This window comes from Pseudomonas syringae (genome assembly GCF_001698815.1).
Classification (GTDB): Bacteria; Pseudomonadota; Gammaproteobacteria; order Pseudomonadales; family Pseudomonadaceae; genus Aquipseudomonas; species Aquipseudomonas syringae_A.
In genome coordinates this window covers 17,026-32,888 of record NZ_LGSI01000001.1, presented here as the reverse complement: position 1 = coordinate 32,888, position 15,863 = coordinate 17,026, and the positions used below count along the sequence as shown (strand labels likewise).

Here is a 15,863-nt window from a genome sequence, read left to right as displayed (position 1 = left end):
GAAGTGCACAAGGAGCTTCGAATGAAACACCTTTTGCTGGCATCACTCCTCGGTTCCGCTATTGCTTTTAGCTCCGCCGCCATGGCTGCGGACGTTGACCTCAAGACCCTCGAAGCCGCCGCCAAGGCGGAAGGTGCAGTGAACAGCGTCGGCATGCCTGATGACTGGGCGAACTGGAAAGGCACCTGGGCAGACCTGCAAACCAAATACGGCCTGAAGCACATGGACACCGACATGAGCTCGGCCCAGGAAGTGGCCAAGTTCGACGCGGAAAAAGACAACGCCAGTGCCGACATCGGTGACGTCGGCGCGGCCTTTGGCCCCATCGCCACTGCCAAGGGTGTTACGCAACCCTACAAGCCAAGCACCTGGGATCAGGTCCCGGACTGGGCCAAGGATAAAGAGGGTCACTGGGCGCTGGCCTACACCGGCACCATCGCATTTATCGTCAACAAAAAGCTGCTGCACGGTTCCGAAGTCCCAACCAAGTGGGCTGATCTGAAAGACGGTAAATACAAAGTCACCATCGGCGACGTCAGCACCGCAGCCCAGGCTGCCAACGGCGTGCTGGCAGCCGCGATCTCCATGAAAGGCGACGAAAGCAACATCACTCCGGGCCTGCAACTGTTCACCGAGCTGGCCAAGCAAAAACGCTTGGGCATCAATAACCCGACTATCCAGAGCATGGAAAAAGGCGAAGTCGAAGTCGGTATCGTTTGGGACTTCAACGGCCTGAGCTATAAAGCCAAAATGACCAACCCGGACGACTACGTTGTGCTGATTCCATCTGACGGATCGGTGATTTCCGGCTATACCACCATCATCAACAAATACGCCAAGCACCCGAACGCGGCCAAACTGGCCCGTGAATACATCTTCAGCGACGCCGGCCAGACCAACCTGGCCCGTGGTAACGCGCGTCCGATTCGTGCCGAGCACCTGAAACTGCCGGAAGACGTGCAGAAGCAACTGCTGCCGAACGAGCAGTACAAGGGCGTAACGCCGATCAAGAGCGCTGCCGCATGGGAAGCGACTTCCAAGAAGCTGCCGCAACTGTGGAACGAGCAAGTCATCGTCGAAATGCAGTAATCCGCAATCGGCTTCAGGGATGAAGCCACGCCGCTCACGCAACGTTTGCAACACACGCAACAGAAGGCGAGACAGGCTCACTGTCTCGCCTGTCTTGTATGAATTCCGCCGGAGCGCTGGCTCATGAAACACAACGTCATCCTGATCGTGCTTGATGGCTTGAACTACGCGGTGGCCCGGCATGCGATGGGGCATTTGCAGGCCTACAGCAATGCTGGCCGGGCCGCCCTGTACAAACTGGAATGCGAGCTGCCGGCACTTTCCCGTCCGCTGTACGAATGCATCCTGACCGGCGTCGCGCCCATCGACAGCGGCATCGTGCATAACCAGGTTTCACGTCTGTCCAACCAGCGCAGTGTGTTTCATTACGCGACAGCCGCTGGCTTGACCACGGCGGCCGCGGCCTATCACTGGGTCAGCGAGTTGTATAACCGGACCCCGTTCGACGCCGCCCGCGACCGGCATACCGATGACCTGGAACTGCCGATCCAGCACGGGCACTTTTATTACGCAGACCATTACCCGGATTCGCACCTGTTCGCCGACGCGGAAAGCCTGCGCGTCAGACATGCGCCGAACTTTCTGTTGATTCACCCCATGAACATCGACGACGCCGGGCACAAGCACGGCCTCGACTCCGCGCAGTACCGCAACAGCGCACGCAGCGCCGATATCGTGCTGGCCGATTACCTGCAACGTTGGCTCGACGCGGGTTATCAAGTGCTGGTGACCGCCGACCACGGCATGAACAACGACCGCTCGCACAACGGCCTGCTGCCGGAAGAGCGCGAAGTGCCGCTGTTCGTGCTCGGCGATGCCTTCAGCCTCGATGCCAATGCCGCGCCCAAGCAAACCGACCTGTGCGGCATTGTCTGCGAGCTGCTCGGCGTGCCCCACGACAAACCGGTCTGCCGGGAGATATTCAATTGAGCACACTCACCCGAGGCAAATGGTTGGGGCTGCTGTGTCTGGTGCCCTTCGCCATCTTCTTCATCATCTTTCAGATCGCGCCGCTGGTGTGGGTAGCGATCAACAGCCTGCATTCCGATGCCGGTTGGGGAATCGAGAACTTCATCACGGCGTTCAACTCGCGGTTCTATCGGCAAGCGATGCAGTACAGCCTGGAGATCAGCTTCTGGTCGAGCCTGTTCGGCATCGTGATTGCGGTGCTTGGCAGTTATTCGCTGCGCAAGGTGGACTCGCGGCTGCGGGACTTCGTCAACGCCTTCGCCAACATGACCAGCAACTTTTCCGGGGTGCCGCTGGCGTTCGCCTTCATCATTCTGTTGGGCTTCAACGGCGCGCTGACGTTGATCCTCAAACAGGCCGGGATCATCGACGACTTCAATCTGTATTCGAAGACCGGGCTGATCATTCTCTACACCTACTTCCAGATTCCCCTGGGCGTGCTGCTGCTCTACCCGGCGTTCGATGCCTTGCGCGAAGACTGGCGCGAGTCGGCGTCGCTGCTCGGCGCCAGCAGCTTTCAGTTCTGGCGCTACATCGGCTTGCCCGTGCTGACGCCTGCGCTGCTGGGCACCTTCGTGATTCTGCTGGCCAATGCGCTAGGGGCTTACGCCACCGTTTACGCGCTGACCACCGGCAACTTCAACGTGCTGCCGATTCGTATCGCAGCCATGGTGGCCGGCGACATCACCCTTGATCCGAACATGGCCAGCGCGCTGGCGATGATTCTGGTCGGCCTGATGACGCTGGTCACGGTCGTCCATCAGTGGTTGCTGAAGAGGAGCTACCATGTCTCGCGTTGAACGAGGTCCCGCCAGGCTTTACCACCGGTTCGTGGTCTATGCGCTGTTCTTCATCCTGCTGCTGCCGTTGGCTGGCACGCTGCTGTATTCGGTGGCGACCAGTTGGTCGGCGACTATTCTGCCCAGCGGCCTGACCTTCAAGTGGTACATCGCGCTGTGGAGTGACCCGCGCTTCCTCACCGCTTTCGGCCAGTCGCTATTGGTCTGTGTCGGCGCGCTGATCCTGTCCGTGGTGCTGATCCTGCCGCTGCTGTTTGTGGTGCATTACCACTTTCCGCGCCTGGACAGCCTGATGAACATCCTGATCCTGCTGCCCTTCGCCGTGCCGCCAGTGGTGTCATCGGTGGGTTTGCTGCAGCTGTACGGCTCGGGGCCGATGGCGATGGTCGGCACGCCGTGGATTCTGATCGGCTGCTACTTCACCGTCGCACTGCCGTTCATGTACCGCGCCATCACCAACAACCTGCAGGCCATCAACCTGACCGACCTGATGGATGCCGCCCAGCTGCTGGGCGCCAATACCTGGCAGGCAGCGTTTCTGGTGGTGCTGCCCAATTTGCGCAAAGGCTTGATGGTCGCGCTGCTGCTGTCGTTTTCCTTCCTGTTCGGCGAATTCGTGTTCGCCAACCTGCTGGTCGGCACCCGCTACGAAACCTTGCAGGTGTACCTGAACAACATGCGCAACAGCAGCGGGCACTTCAACAGTGCGCTGGTGGTTTCCTACTTCCTCTTCGTGCTGCTGCTGACCTGGGCTGCCAACCGACTGAATAAGGACAAGAACTGATATGAGTTTTGTCAGTGTCGAAAATCTGCAAAAAACCTATGGCAGCACAGCGGTCTTCAGCGACATCAATTGCACGATCGAACGCGGTGAGTTTGTCACCCTGCTCGGCCCGTCCGGATGTGGCAAATCGACCTTGCTGCGCTGCATCGCCGGCCTGACCTCGGTCAACAAAGGGCAAATCCTGCTCGATGGTGTCGACCTGGTACCCGTCACGCCGCCGAAGCGCAATATCGGCATGGTGTTCCAGAGCTATGCGCTGTTCCCGAACATGACCGTGGAGCAAAACGTCGCGTTTGGCCTGCGCATGCAGAAGGTCAACGCCGACGACACCCACAAGCGCGTCGCCGAAGTGCTGAAACTGGTGGAGCTGACCGAGCTGGCCAGCCGCTATCCGCATCAGATGTCCGGCGGTCAGTGCCAGCGTGTGGCCCTGGCGCGTTCGCTGGTCACCCGTCCGCGCCTGTTGCTGCTCGACGAACCGCTTTCGGCGCTGGATGCTCGGATTCGTAAACACCTGCGCGAACAGATCCGCGCGATTCAGCGAGAATTGGGCCTGACGACGATTTTTGTGACTCACGATCAGGAAGAAGCGCTGACCATGTCGGACCGCATCTTCCTGATGAACCAGGGCCGCATCGTGCAAAGCGGCGACGCCGAAACCCTTTACACTGCGCCGGTCGATGCGTTTGCCGCAGGTTTCATCGGCAACTACAACCTGCTCGAAGCCGATGAAGCCAGCCGCCTGATGCAGCGCCCGATCAACAGCCGCATTGCCATTCGCCCGGAAGCCATTCAGCTGAGCCTGACCGGTTCCCTGGAAGGCGAAGTGCGCAGCCACAGCTTGCTGGGCAACGTGATTCGTTATCGGGTCGAAGCGCGCGGCGTGGAATTGGTGGTAGACGTACTCAACCGCTCGGCGGACGATTTGCATCCCAATGGCCGACGTGTGACGTTAAGCATCGATGCGTCGGCGCTCTGTGAAGTCGCATGATCGCCGACGCAAAACTGTTGGAGCGAGGCTTGCCCGCGAAGGGGTCGGTACAACCGAAGCAATTTTCGAACCTGGAGATTGTCTTCGCGAGCAAGCTTCGCTCCAACGAGATCGAGTAATTTTGAGGACCGTGGGTAATGGCTTTAGCAATTTTTGACCTGGACGAAACCTTGATCGCCGGCGACTGCGCCAGTTTATGGAGCGAGCAGATGGGCCGCCTCGGCTGGGTCGATCCCGAGTCGTTCCTCAAGCGCGATCACGAGCTGATGCACGCCTACAGCGAAGGCAAGCTGGCGATGGAAGACTACATGGCGTTCAGCCTGGAGCCGATGCTTGGCCGGTCCCCGGAAGAAGTCGATCATCTGGTCGGCCCGTGGGTCGAGGACTTTATCGAGCCGATCATTTTCAGTGACGCCACCAAATGCATCGCCGAACACCGTGCGGCCGGCGACCGAATTCTGGTGATCTCGGCGTCGGGCGTGCATCTGGTCAAGCCGATTGCCGAGCGCATCGGTATCGACGAAGTGCTGGCGATTGAACTGGAGGTGCAGCACGGGGTTTACAGCGGCAGGACCGTTGGCACTCTGACGTATCGCGAAGGCAAGGTGACCCGGCTCATGGAATGGCTGGACACCGAAGGCGAAAACCTCGAAGGCGCGAGCTTCTATTCCGACTCACGCAATGATCTGGCCCTGCTGCTCAAGGTCGATCATCCGCATGTGGTCAACCCGGACCCGACCTTGCTGGAACATGCTCAGAAGGCCGGTTGGCCGGTGCATCACTGGAAGTGAGAACCGTTGGAGCGAGGCTTGCCCGCGAATGCAGTCTGTCAGTCAAATGATTGTTTGCTGACACTCCGCTTTCGCGGGCAAGCCTCGCTCCAACAGGTCAGGTCACACCAAACTTTCATCAATCACCAACACCACTTTCCCGGAAACCTGATTGGTAGCCAGTTCGGCGAACGCCGCTTCGGCGTCGTTGATCGGGAAGCTGCGGGCCAGCTGCGGTTTGAGGCGGCCTTCGGTGAACAGCGGCCAGACATTGTGCGCCAGGTCGAGCAGCAAGTCGGCCTTGAACTGGTCGTCGCGACTGCGCAGGGTCGAACCCAGCAACTGGATGCGCTTGCCCAATACCTGAGCCAGATCCAGCTGCGCTTCGCGGCCGCCCATCAAGCCGATCAACACCCAGCGACCATCGACGTTCAGCAGCTTCACATTCAGCGCCGCATAGTTGGCGCCGACCGGATCGAGAATCACGTCGAACGGTGCGAAGTCTTTCAGGCTGTCGATGCTTTCGCTGCGCACGACACCGCCCTGGGCGCCCAATTCGATGCAGTACGCCAGACGCTCGGCCGATCCGACGCTGACCCAGACCGGGTTGCCGAACGCCTTGCAAAGCTGAATGCCCGCTGAACCAACTCCACTTGCCCCGGCGTGCAGCAAAACTTTTTCGCCCGGTTTGAGTGCCGCCAGCTGGAACAGATTCAGCCAGGCAGTGGCGTAAACCTCGGGGATTCCCGCAGCCTCGTGCAGCGATATGCCTTCGGGTACAGGCAACACGTGACGCGCATCGGCAACCACTTCTTCAGCCATGGCACCACCGGCCAACAGCGCGCAAACCCGGTCGCCAACCTGCCACGCAGAACCCGGACCGACTTCGGCAATCACCCCGGAACATTCCATGCCGAGAAATTCACTGGCCCCCGGCGGCGGCGGATACAGGCCCGCGCGCTGCAATAAATCAGCGCGATTCAAACCTGCGGCGGCCACTTTGATCCGGACTTGACCTGCATCAAGGGCCGGACTCGGTGCCTCGACCCATTCCACTCGACCTTCAACGCCTTGCAATGCTTTCACGGTGCCTCCATAGTGAGTCTGGACTGAGCCCGAAGCTATAGACGCCCGGGCTTTTTGCATTATGCGACCGGATCCGACGGGACCGGCGACTTCAAAGACGGCCTAATATGCGTTATCAATTGTCCCCGCGTCGAATCAGCATGAAGCATTTTTTCCCAGGCACCGCCCTCGCCCTGCTCGTTGGCCTCAGTATTCTGCCAATGTCTGCCAGCTCTTTCGCCGCCAACAGCTGGGATAACCTCCAGCCTGATCGCGACGAAGTGATTGCCAGCCTCAACGTGGTTGAGCTGCTGAAACGGCACCATTACAGCAAGCCGCCGCTTGACGACAAGCGCTCGGTGATCATCTACGAGAGCTACCTCAAGCTGCTCGACCCGGCACGCAGCTATTTTCTGGCCAGCGATATCGCCGAATTCGACAAGTGGCAGACCCAGTTCGACGATTTCCTCAAGAGCGGCGACCTGAACGCCGGGTTCACTATCTACAAGCGCTACCTGGACCGCATCAAGTCGCGTCTGGATTTCGCCTTGGCAGAGCTGAACAAGGGCGTCGACAAACTTGATTTCACCACCAAGGAAAGCTTGCTGGTTGATCGCAAAGACGCCCCATGGGCGAAAAACCAGGCTGAACTGGACGATCTGTGGCGCAAACGCGTCAAGGACGAAGTCCTGCGCCTGAAGATCGCCGGCAAAGACCCGGCGAAGATTCAGGAAACCCTGACCAAGCGCTACAAGAATCAACTGTCGCGCCTGGCCCAGACCCGCAGCGAAGACGTGTTCCAGGCTTACATCAACACCTTCGCCATGTCCTACGATCCGCACACCAACTACCTGTCCCCGGACAGCGCGGAAAACTTCGACATCAACATGAGCCTGTCGCTGGAAGGCATCGGCGCCGTGTTGCAGAGCGACAATGACAACGTGAAGATCGTGCGTCTGGTGCCGGCAGGTCCTGCGGCCAAGACCAAGCAGGTCGCTCCGGCTGACAAAATCGTTGGCGTCGCTCAGGGCGACAAAGAGATGGTCGACGTGATCGGCTGGCGTCTGGACGAAGTGGTCAAGCTGATCCGTGGTCCTAAAGGCTCGATCGTGCGCCTGGAAGTGATTCCGGCCAGCAATGCGCCGAATGACCAGACCACCAAAATCGTCGCCATCACTCGCGAAGCGGTGAAGCTCGAAGAACAGGCTGCGAAAAAATCGATCCTGCACCTGAATCAGGACGGTCGCGACTACAAACTGGGCGTCATCGACATTCCGGCGTTCTATCTGGACTTCAAGGCCTACCGTGCTGGCGATCCGGAATACAAGAGCACCACCCGCGACGTGAAGAAACTGCTGACCGAACTGCAAGCCGACAAGGTCGACGGTGTGGTTCTGGACTTGCGTAACAACGGCGGCGGCTCGTTGCAGGAAGCCACCGAGCTGACCAGTCTGTTCATCGACAAAGGCCCGACCGTATTGGTGCGCAACGCTGACGGCAAGGTCGACGTGCTGGAAGATGAAGACACCGGTGCCTTCTACAAAGGCCCGATGGCGTTGCTGGTCAACCGCTTGTCCGCCTCGGCTTCGGAGATCTTCGCCGGCGCCATGCAGGACTACCACCGCGCATTGATCATCGGCGGCCAGACCTTCGGCAAAGGCACCGTACAGACCATTCAGCCGCTTAATCATGGCGAGCTGAAACTGACTCTGGCCAAGTTCTACCGGGTTTCCGGGCAGAGCACCCAGCATCAGGGCGTCGTGCCGGACATTGCCTACCCGTCGATCATCGATACCAAGGAAATCGGCGAAAGCGCGCTGCCTGAAGCCATGCCTTGGGACAGCATCAAACCGGCGATCAAGCCGGCGGTCGATCCGTTCAAGCCATTCCTGGCGCAGTTGCAGACCCGACATGAAGCCCGTTCGGCAAAAGATGCCGAGTTCGTCTTCATCGAAGACCGTCTGGCGCTGGCCAAGAAATTGATGAGCGAGAAATCCGTCAGCCTCAATGAAGTTGACCGTCGCGCCGAACATGCCTCTATCGAAGCCAAGCAGCTGACTCTGGAAAACACCCGCCGCAAGGCCAAAGGTGAAGAGCCGCTCAAGGAGTTGAAGAAAGAGGACGAAGACGCGCTGCCGGTTGAAGACGACAAGACCAAACCTGAAGACGACGCTTACTTGTCGGAAACCGGACGAATCCTGATCGACTATCTGGGGCTGAACGCGGCTGTGGCCAAGAAGTAAAAACCACATGGATAATGGCTGTTTAATGGCAACGGTCATCAAACAGTCATGAATCTGTCGTGAAATACAGGGGCTGAGCGCACAATGCTTAGCCCCTTTTTCTTGCCTTGAGATCGCCATGACCGCAACTGAACAGCTGAACGCATTGAGTTCAATTCTGGCTCATGGCGATTTACACAGTCTGTTCCAGCCCATCGTGTCACTGTCCGAACGCCGCATCCTGGGTTATGAAGCCCTGACCCGAGGCCCATCGAACAGCTCGCTGCATTCACCGATCAACCTGTTCGCCATTGCCCGCCAGTCCGGTCGCCTCAGCGAGCTGGAGTTGCAGTGTCGGGAAAGCGCGTGTCGTCGGTTCAGCCAGCAGAAGCTGCCTGGCAAGCTGTTCCTCAATATTTCCCCGGAATCCTTGCTGGAACCTGCGCATCCGCCAGGCCGAACCTTGCAGCTGTTGCAACGCTACGGCATCGCACCCAGCAATGTGGTGATCGAGCTGACCGAGCAGACTCCCACCGAAGATTTCGAGCTGCTGTACACCGCGCTGCACCACTATCGCGACATGGGCTTCTCCATCGCGATGGACGATCTGGGCGCGGGCTATTCCAGCCTGCGCCTGTGGTCGGAACTGCGTCCGGAGTACGTCAAGATCGACCGGCACTTCATCGACGGTATCCATCAGGACGCGGTCAAGCGCGAGTTTGTCGGTTCCATGCTGCAAATGGCCAGAGCTTCCCGGGCGCTGGTCATCGCCGAGGGCATTGAGCTGCCCGAGGAGCTGGCGGTGCTCAGGGAAATGGGCGTGGAGCTGGTACAGGGCTATCTGCTCTGTCGCCCGCAAGAACACCCACCACGAGACGCGCAAGCGATGCTGCCCAAGCTGGAAACCAGCTCAACACTGGTGCTGACCGAGGAAGGCAGCGATTTGAGTGCCCTGCTCAACGAGCAAGCGGCGGTGGTGCACAACATGCCGACTGCTTCGGTGCTTGAGGCATTTCGCAAACAGGCCAATCTCAATTCCCTCGCCGTGCTGGATGAAAACGGCCAGCCGTGCGGGATTGTTCACCGGCATTCGTTATCGGAAATCCTCCTCAAGCCATTTGCCACCGAGCTGTTCGCCCGCAAGCCGATCAGCCGCCTGATGAGCGATGACTTTCTCGCCGTGGAACTGAGCCAGTCCCTGGCGCAGGTCAGCCGCCTGCTGACCAGTCGCGCCCGGCAGCGCATCGAAGAAGACTTCATCATCACCCAGAACGGCCGCTATCTGGGTCTGGGCCGGGTGATCGATGTGCTCAAACTGATTACCGAGCTGAAAATCCAGCAGGCTCGCTATGCCAACCCGCTGACCCTGCTGCCCGGCAACGTGCCGATCCAGCAATGCCTGACCCGTTTGTTGCAACAGGGCCGGGAATCGATGATCTGCTACGTGGATATCGACAGTTTCAAACCCTTCAACGATATCTACGGCTACGGGCGCGGCGACGAGGTTCTGCTGTGTCTCGCCCAATGCCTTAACGACCGGATTGACCCCAGCCGCGATTTTGTCGGGCACATTGGCGGCGATGACTTTCTGATGGTGCTGGGCTCGGAAGACTGGAACAAGCGCCTGAATGCCCTGCTGGAAGACTTCCAGAATCAGTGCCGACGCTTCTATCGGGCCGAACATCTGGAAGCCGGCTGCTTCATCGCCCTGAATCGCCACGGCCAACGCCAGGAGTTCGCGCTGCTGTCGCTGTCCATCGGCGTCATCCATCTGCATCCCGAATCCTGCGCCGAACTGGACGCCAGTCGCCTGGCCGAACTGGCATCACAAGCCAAGCACTACGCCAAGGAAGTCGCCGGGGCGAGCCTGCATGTAATCGACACGCGAGAGCTGGATTTGTTGGCAATGAGGTAATCGCGCGAACGCGACTTTCATTCCGTCATTCCGATTCCGGATACACGAACTCAAACACCCGCACCACTTCCGAAGCATGCCAGGACGCCGCCGCGATCCCGTCGGATGGCCCGGAGAAACGCCCCAGGCGTTCAACACATTCGAAAAAACCGGTGCGTGGCAAACGACTCGCGCCCTGGCTGATAACCAGCGCACTGCGCAACGGCTGCTCGGCGCGAGCATCCAGCGCAGCCAGATGCTCAAGCGCGGCAGTGAGGGTTTGCATCGCGGGGCTGGGCAGTTGCAGACGCTCCAGCAGCGCGCGATAGGTCAGCAAGTGGCGCTGGCGACGCGCCTGATCCAGTTCAGCCAATAGCCCTTCCCAGTGCTGGCGACTGATGCGTACGCTCATGCCTCACCTCGCCAGCCAGCGACACCCAATTCCCAGGCCAGGCTGCGGCGGATAGCGGCGTCGGGCTGGCGCACCGCACTTTCAATCAACTCCAGATACGAAGGGCTGATGCCTACCGTGCGCGCCAATTGCGCGACTTCCAGCCCCTTGGCAGCTCGAAGCGTCGCCAACTGATCCAGCCCCGGCAAATCAGCATTCACCTCACCCGGCTCGACCGGCTGAGTGCTCGACGCAGGGCTCTCTTTGGACGCTAGACCTGCGGCGCGTAGCAATGCCTGGTACTGAGCCCACGGCAACACTGCGTATTCTGGCTCTCCATCACGAGAAATGACCTGAAGATCCATACAACCCCCTGTAGGACAACTACACATGCGAGTAGGCGTTTTCCATGTTGCTGCATCTTAACAGTGGATGAAGGCCATATGCCTGTCCTGAATCTATAACTGCGCCCTATATAGCGGCGAATTACTGAATAGGAGTCAATCCTTGGCTTTTTCCTGTTCGAGCAACGCTGGTGTAGCCGGCAAACGCTCCACTACCAGCAGCTTTTCTGGCGCCTGTCGCTCCCGCCATTGGCGAAACGCCGACAACTCGCCCTCCAGATGCTTCATGACCCACGCCAGCACTGCGATGTCATCGAGCATGCCCAAGCCAGGGATCCAGTCGGGAATAGCGTCCAGCGGGCTGAGGAAGTACATCAGCCCGGCAACGATGGACAGAATCGCCGTCGGACTGATCGCGCGATACTCACCGCGCCAGTACGCCAGGCACAACGACTGCAGAAGCCGCAGATCGTCCTTGATCTTGCCCAGGCGACTGCCTTCCGCAGAGCCCTTGCGCGCAACAGCAAACAGCAAGCCTGGTAAACGCCCTGCCGCCATCAATCGGCGAGCCATGGGTAAATAGCGAAGAAAATTCCACGGTGCTTTCATGTCCACTCCTGTTGAGCGACTTTTTCTGTGAATAAACGTCGATCCTACAATCGTCGGCGTCTGGTCATCAAAAAGGTTATCCACACAACTTGTGGATAACCTTGTGAACAGAGCTACTTTTCAGGCCGCAGAGGCCCGTTCTATAGGCACCTGACTCAAATCGGGCGTTTTTTACTCACCTGAAAAAAGCCACAAAATTCGTTGACTTGCAGGCCTGTGGAAGTTACCCACAGCCGAGCCTGTGGATTAATGTTGGATCGTCTGACAATCGACAGAACCATCTCCCGCTTGATGTAGTTGGGACTGCACCCAATTGCATCCGTTCGACAAATTACACAGAAACGAAAACGCCCCGTCGAAACGGGGCGTTTTGCTCAAGCCTGAACCGCTACTTATTTTTTAGTAGCAGGTGCAGTCTCTTCTTCCTCTTCAGCATCAGCGCCAGGAGCCGGCATCGAAGCTGGATCCTTGATGCCGAGCAGTTCCAGGTCGAAGACCAATACCGAGTTGGCAGGGATCATCGGGCTAGGGCTCTGTGCGCCGTAAGCCAGATCGCTCGGGATGTAGAGCTTGATCTTCTCGCCGACGTGCATCAGTTGCAGGCCTTCAACCCAACCCGGAATCACGCCGCTGACCGGCAGATCAATCGGGCTGCCGCGCTCAACAGAACTGTCGAACACCTTGCCGTCAGTCAACTTGCCTTCGTAGTGAACAGTCACCACGTCGGTAGCTTTAGGCTGAGCGCCATCGGCTTTCTTGACGATTTCATATTGCAGGCCGGACGCGGTGGTAACTACACCAGCTTTCTTGCCGTTTTCTTCAAGGAATTTCTTGCCAGCCGAGGCCGACTCTTCGCTCATCTTGGCCAGACGCTCTTCGGCACGCTTTTGCAGCGCGGCGAAAGCTTCTACCAATTCATCATCCTTGAGCTTCTGGTCTTTCTTGCCGACGGCATCTTCGATACCCAAGGCAACTGCCTTGGAATCCAGATCATCCATGCCTTCCTGAGCCAGGCTTTTGCCCATGTTCAGGCCAATACCATAAGACGCTTTCTGTGCCGGGGTTTTCAGCTCAACAGTGCTGGCTTGCTTATCACAACCTGCGAGTACCAGACCGACCAGGGCAATCGCCGCTGCCAACCGATGCTGTTTCATGCTAATTCCTTGTTCATGCGCCAATAGGGCAAACGAGTAAAGCCGCGAGCTTATCAGGCCGCCGCGATCAATGGCTACCGGCATGAGAGGCAGAAAAGCCAGATAAGTTCAGGTATCCAAAGGTTTTCTTGAGATGGAGGGCCGCTTGTTCAGTTCGGGTTCAGGGACTTTGCGCAAAATCGTACAAATCTACTAGATTCATCTGACACATCAAGTCGATCGAATTGGACGATGCAGAGGCGATGAATACTTATCCGCGGTGCGTGACCGCTATATAAAGGCTGGAATGAAAAAACGCAGACAAAGAAAAGCCCGCACTAGGCGGGCTTTCTTTTGCTTCAAGGAGTTCAAGGGCCTTGAAGCGGAATATGGCGCAGCGGACGGGACTCGAACCCGCGACCCCCGGCGTGACAGGCCGGTATTCTAACCGACTGAACTACCGCTGCGCGTAACACTTTGAATGATTGGTGGGTGATGACGGGATCGAACCGCCGACCCGCTGCTTGTAAGGCAGCTGCTCTCCCAGCTGAGCTAATCACCCTTCACTCATCGTGTGGCGCGCATTCTACGTAGCGACCCTACCTCTGGCAAGCACTTTTTTAAATAATTTTTATAATCCTTCCAAAGGCTTAGCGCAGGGTTGGCCGCAGGGTCCGAGGAGCGAATAATGCCCCCCTTTGTATAGAAGGAGAGATTCACCTCATGTGGTTCAAAAACCTGCTTATCTATCGCCTGACCCAGGATCTGCCTTTTGACGCCGAGGCGCTGGAAACTGCACTGGCGACCAAACCGGCCCGCGCCTGTGCCAGCCAGGAGTTGACCACTTACGGTTTCGTCGCCCCTTTTGGCAAAGGTGAAGACGCTCCACTGGTACACATCAGCGGCGACTTCCTGCTGATCGCGGCACGCAAGGAAGAACGCATCCTGCCGGGCAGCGTCGTGCGCGACGCGGTCAAGGAGAAGGTCGAAGAGATCGAGGCCGAGCAAATGCGCAAGGTCTATAAGAAGGAACGCGACCAGATCAAGGATGAAATCATCCAGGCCTTCCTGCCGCGGGCCTTTATTCGTCGTTCCGCCACTTTCGCCGCCATCGCGCCGAAACAGGGCCTGATCCTGGTCAACTCGGCCAGCCCGAAGCGCGCCGAAGACTTGCTGTCGACGCTGCGTGAAGTGATCGGCTCGCTGCCGGTGCGTCCGCTGACCGTCAAGACCGCACCGACTGCGGTGATGACCGAATGGGTCACCACGCAGAAAGCTGCGGACAACTTCTTTGTGCTCGACGAATGCGAACTGCGCGACACCCATGAAGATGGCGGGATCGTGCGTTGCAAGCGTCAGGACCTGACCAGCGATGAAATCCAGCTGCACTTGAGCACCGGCAAAGTCGTTACCCAACTGTCCCTGGCGTGGCAGGACAAGCTGTCCTTCGTGCTGGACGACAAGATGGTGGTCAAGCGCCTTAAGTTCGAAGACCTGCTGCAGGATCAGGCGGAACAGGACGGCGGCGACGAAGCCCTGGGCCAGCTCGATGCCAGCTTTACCCTGATGATGCTGACCTTCGGCGAGTTCCTCCCGGAGCTGGTCGAAGCCCTGGGCGGTGAAGAGTTGCCGCAGGGGATTTAAAGCAAAACCTGTTGGAGCGAGCGGGCGGCGTTCCGACTTGCCCGCGAATGAGGCAACGCGATGGCGTCAGACCCACCGCGTTATCGTTCTTTCGCGGGCAAGCCTCGCTCCCACGGAATATGAACCCAATAAAAAAGGAGCCCGCCATGCGTGCATTGGCAGCCTTGAGTCGTTTTGTCGGTAATACCTTTGCGTACTGGGTGCTGCTGTTCGCCGTATTGGCGTTCCTGTTCCCACAATGGTTCATCGGTCTGAAAACACTGATCGTCCCGCTGCTGGGGCTGGTGATGTTCGGGATGGGCCTGACCCTCAAGCTCGATGACTTTTCCGAAGTTGCCCGCCATCCGTGGCGCGTGGCCCTGGGTGTGGTCGCGCATTTTGTGATCATGCCCGGCGTGGCGTGGTTGCTCTGCCAGGTGTTTCATCTGCCGCCGGAAATCGCCGTCGGGGTGATTCTGGTGGGTTGCTGCCCGAGCGGCACGTCTTCCAATGTCATGGCCTGGCTGGCCAAGGGCGATCTGGCCCTGGCAGTGGCCATCGCAGCGGTCACCACCCTGCTCGCCCCGCTGCTGACGCCGACCCTGATCTGGTTCCTGGCCTCGGCCTGGTTGCCGGTGTCCTTCATGGATATGTTCTGGTCGATCCTGCAACTGGTCATGCTGCCCATCGTGCTCGGCGTACTTGCGCAGCGCTTGCTCGGCAAGCGGGTCAGCTATGCCGTGGACGTGTTGCCATTGGTTTCGGTGGTGAGCATCGTGATGATTGTTTGCGCCGTGGTTGCCGCCAGTCAGGCGAAGATCGCCGAATCCGGCCTGCTGATCATGCTCGTGGTGATCCTGCATAACAGCTTCGGTTTCCTGCTGGGTTACTTCACCGGCAAGGTCTTCAAGCTGCCATTGGCGCAACGCAAATCCCTGGCGCTGGAAGTCGGCATGCAGAACTCCGGGCTTGGCGCGGCACTGGCCAGCGCGCACTTCTCGCCATTGGCGGCGGTGCCCAGCGCGTTGTTCAGTGTCTGGCACAACATTTCCGGCGCACTGCTTTCGACGTACTTCCGCAAGATGAAAGAAGACGATGAGCCGGCGAAGGCGCCTGTTACCGTCGTCGACTGATTGCAGGACCGCAACATCGACAACAAAAAAAGGGGGAGCCAGTGAT

15 protein-coding genes and 2 tRNA genes are annotated in these 15,863 nt (G+C 58.6%); 10 read left to right on the top strand and 7 right to left on the bottom strand.

Features of this window, described 5'->3' with window-relative positions; translation table 11 throughout:
* The first annotated feature begins 21 nt into the window (after window positions 1–21).
* The 6 genes from AFK24_RS00105 (at window position 22) to AFK24_RS00080 (ending at window position 5,424) form a co-directional block, all read left to right on the top strand.
* A complete protein-coding gene (locus tag AFK24_RS00105; RefSeq protein ID WP_065831309.1) occupies window positions 22–1,089 on the top strand; it encodes an ABC transporter substrate-binding protein in 1,068 nt (355 codons plus the stop codon).
* Between the two features lie 123 nt (window positions 1,090–1,212).
* Window positions 1,213–2,019 (top strand): alkaline phosphatase family protein, encoded by an 807-nt coding sequence (locus tag AFK24_RS00100; RefSeq protein ID WP_065831308.1) that lies wholly within the window; start codon window positions 1,213–1,215, stop codon window positions 2,017–2,019.
* A complete protein-coding gene (locus AFK24_RS00095) occupies window positions 2,016–2,858 on the top strand; it encodes an ABC transporter permease (RefSeq protein WP_020289248.1) in 843 nt (280 codons plus the stop codon). Before AFK24_RS00100 ends, AFK24_RS00095 begins: the two co-directional genes overlap by 4 nt.
* Window positions 2,845–3,642 carry an ABC transporter permease gene (locus AFK24_RS00090; protein ID WP_065831307.1) on the top strand — a complete coding sequence of 266 codons (798 nt, stop codon included), beginning with the start codon at window positions 2,845–2,847 and terminating at the stop codon, window positions 3,640–3,642. The genes AFK24_RS00095 and AFK24_RS00090 overlap by 14 nt, the downstream gene beginning before the upstream one ends.
* Before the next feature lies 1 nt (window position 3,643).
* A complete protein-coding gene (locus AFK24_RS00085) occupies window positions 3,644–4,633 on the top strand; it encodes an ABC transporter ATP-binding protein (RefSeq protein WP_065831306.1) in 990 nt (329 codons plus the stop codon).
* 137 nt (window positions 4,634–4,770) lie between these two features.
* Entirely contained in the window at window positions 4,771–5,424 is a 654-nt protein-coding gene (locus AFK24_RS00080; protein WP_065831305.1) for an HAD family hydrolase, read from the top strand.
* Window positions 5,425–5,526: 102 nt separating this feature from the next.
* Here the strand turns inward: AFK24_RS00080 and AFK24_RS00075 are convergent, their stop codons facing one another.
* Window positions 5,527–6,489: an NAD(P)H-quinone oxidoreductase gene (locus AFK24_RS00075; protein WP_065831304.1), complete on the bottom strand. Its 963-nt coding sequence runs from the start codon at window positions 6,487–6,489 to the stop codon at window positions 5,527–5,529.
* Between the two features lie 140 nt (window positions 6,490–6,629).
* Here AFK24_RS00075 and AFK24_RS00070 point away from each other — a divergent pair, with 140 nt between their 5' ends.
* Window positions 6,630–8,711, top strand: a complete 2,082-nt coding sequence (locus tag AFK24_RS00070) for a carboxy terminal-processing peptidase (RefSeq protein ID WP_170826269.1) — start codon at window positions 6,630–6,632, stop codon at window positions 8,709–8,711.
* A 118-nt stretch (window positions 8,712–8,829) separates the two neighbouring features.
* Window positions 8,830–10,605: a bifunctional diguanylate cyclase/phosphodiesterase gene (locus tag AFK24_RS00065; protein ID WP_065831302.1), complete on the top strand. Its 1,776-nt coding sequence runs from the start codon at window positions 8,830–8,832 to the stop codon at window positions 10,603–10,605.
* A gap of 25 nt (window positions 10,606–10,630) precedes the next feature.
* Here AFK24_RS00065 and AFK24_RS00060 read toward each other — a convergent pair whose 3' ends face one another.
* The 6 genes from AFK24_RS00060 to AFK24_RS00035 all read right to left on the bottom strand — a co-directional run bounded on the left by AFK24_RS00060 (window position 10,631) and on the right by AFK24_RS00035 (window position 13,623).
* Complete coding sequence (locus AFK24_RS00060) at window positions 10,631–10,996, bottom strand: hypothetical protein (RefSeq protein WP_065831301.1); 366 nt, start codon at window positions 10,994–10,996, stop codon at window positions 10,631–10,633.
* On the bottom strand, window positions 10,993–11,340 hold the full coding sequence (locus tag AFK24_RS00055) for a helix-turn-helix domain-containing protein (protein WP_065831300.1): 348 nt from the start codon (window positions 11,338–11,340) through the stop codon (window positions 10,993–10,995). The genes AFK24_RS00060 and AFK24_RS00055 overlap by 4 nt, the downstream gene beginning before the upstream one ends.
* A gap of 135 nt (window positions 11,341–11,475) precedes the next feature.
* Window positions 11,476–11,928 (bottom strand): YkvA family protein, encoded by a 453-nt coding sequence (locus tag AFK24_RS00050; protein WP_065831299.1) that lies wholly within the window; start codon window positions 11,926–11,928, stop codon window positions 11,476–11,478.
* 392 nt (window positions 11,929–12,320) lie between these two features.
* Window positions 12,321–13,082 (bottom strand): FKBP-type peptidyl-prolyl cis-trans isomerase, encoded by a 762-nt coding sequence (locus AFK24_RS00045; RefSeq protein WP_065831298.1) that lies wholly within the window; start codon window positions 13,080–13,082, stop codon window positions 12,321–12,323.
* Between the two features lie 369 nt (window positions 13,083–13,451).
* Window positions 13,452–13,528: transfer RNA gene (locus AFK24_RS00040), tRNA-Asp, on the bottom strand.
* Between the two features lie 19 nt (window positions 13,529–13,547).
* Window positions 13,548–13,623: transfer RNA gene (locus tag AFK24_RS00035), tRNA-Val, on the bottom strand.
* Window positions 13,624–13,784: 161 nt separating this feature from the next.
* Between AFK24_RS00035 and rdgC the strand changes: the two genes are divergently transcribed.
* Both rdgC and AFK24_RS00025 read left to right on the top strand, forming a co-directional pair.
* Entirely contained in the window at window positions 13,785–14,705 is a 921-nt protein-coding gene (gene rdgC, locus AFK24_RS00030; protein ID WP_020289237.1) for a recombination-associated protein RdgC, read from the top strand.
* Between the two features lie 146 nt (window positions 14,706–14,851).
* Window positions 14,852–15,817: a bile acid:sodium symporter family protein gene (locus AFK24_RS00025; RefSeq protein WP_065831297.1), complete on the top strand. Its 966-nt coding sequence runs from the start codon at window positions 14,852–14,854 to the stop codon at window positions 15,815–15,817.
* Window positions 15,818–15,863 lie beyond the last annotated feature (46 nt).

Bases quoted from the DNA above. Each gene is read 5' to 3' on its own strand.
- AFK24_RS00090 (WP_065831307.1), top strand. From the start codon at position 2,845: ATGTCTCGCGTTGAACGAGGTCCCGCCAGGCTTTACCACCGGTTCGTG.
- AFK24_RS00055 (WP_065831300.1), bottom strand. From the start codon at position 11,340: ATGGATCTTCAGGTCATTTCTCGTGATGGAGAGCCAGAATACGCAGTG.
- AFK24_RS00025 (WP_065831297.1), top strand. From the start codon at position 14,852: ATGCGTGCATTGGCAGCCTTGAGTCGTTTTGTCGGTAATACCTTTGCG.
- AFK24_RS00100 (WP_065831308.1), top strand. From the start codon at position 1,213: ATGAAACACAACGTCATCCTGATCGTGCTTGATGGCTTGAACTACGCG.
- AFK24_RS00065 (WP_065831302.1), top strand. From the start codon at position 8,830: ATGACCGCAACTGAACAGCTGAACGCATTGAGTTCAATTCTGGCTCAT.
- AFK24_RS00050 (WP_065831299.1), bottom strand. From the start codon at position 11,928: ATGAAAGCACCGTGGAATTTTCTTCGCTATTTACCCATGGCTCGCCGA.
- AFK24_RS00045 (WP_065831298.1), bottom strand. From the start codon at position 13,082: ATGAAACAGCATCGGTTGGCAGCGGCGATTGCCCTGGTCGGTCTGGTA.
- rdgC (WP_020289237.1), top strand. From the start codon at position 13,785: ATGTGGTTCAAAAACCTGCTTATCTATCGCCTGACCCAGGATCTGCCT.
- AFK24_RS00080 (WP_065831305.1), top strand. From the start codon at position 4,771: ATGGCTTTAGCAATTTTTGACCTGGACGAAACCTTGATCGCCGGCGAC.
- AFK24_RS00060 (WP_065831301.1), bottom strand. From the start codon at position 10,996: ATGAGCGTACGCATCAGTCGCCAGCACTGGGAAGGGCTATTGGCTGAA.
- AFK24_RS00085 (WP_065831306.1), top strand. From the start codon at position 3,644: ATGAGTTTTGTCAGTGTCGAAAATCTGCAAAAAACCTATGGCAGCACA.
- AFK24_RS00105 (WP_065831309.1), top strand. From the start codon at position 22: ATGAAACACCTTTTGCTGGCATCACTCCTCGGTTCCGCTATTGCTTTT.
- AFK24_RS00070 (WP_170826269.1), top strand. From the start codon at position 6,630: ATGAAGCATTTTTTCCCAGGCACCGCCCTCGCCCTGCTCGTTGGCCTC.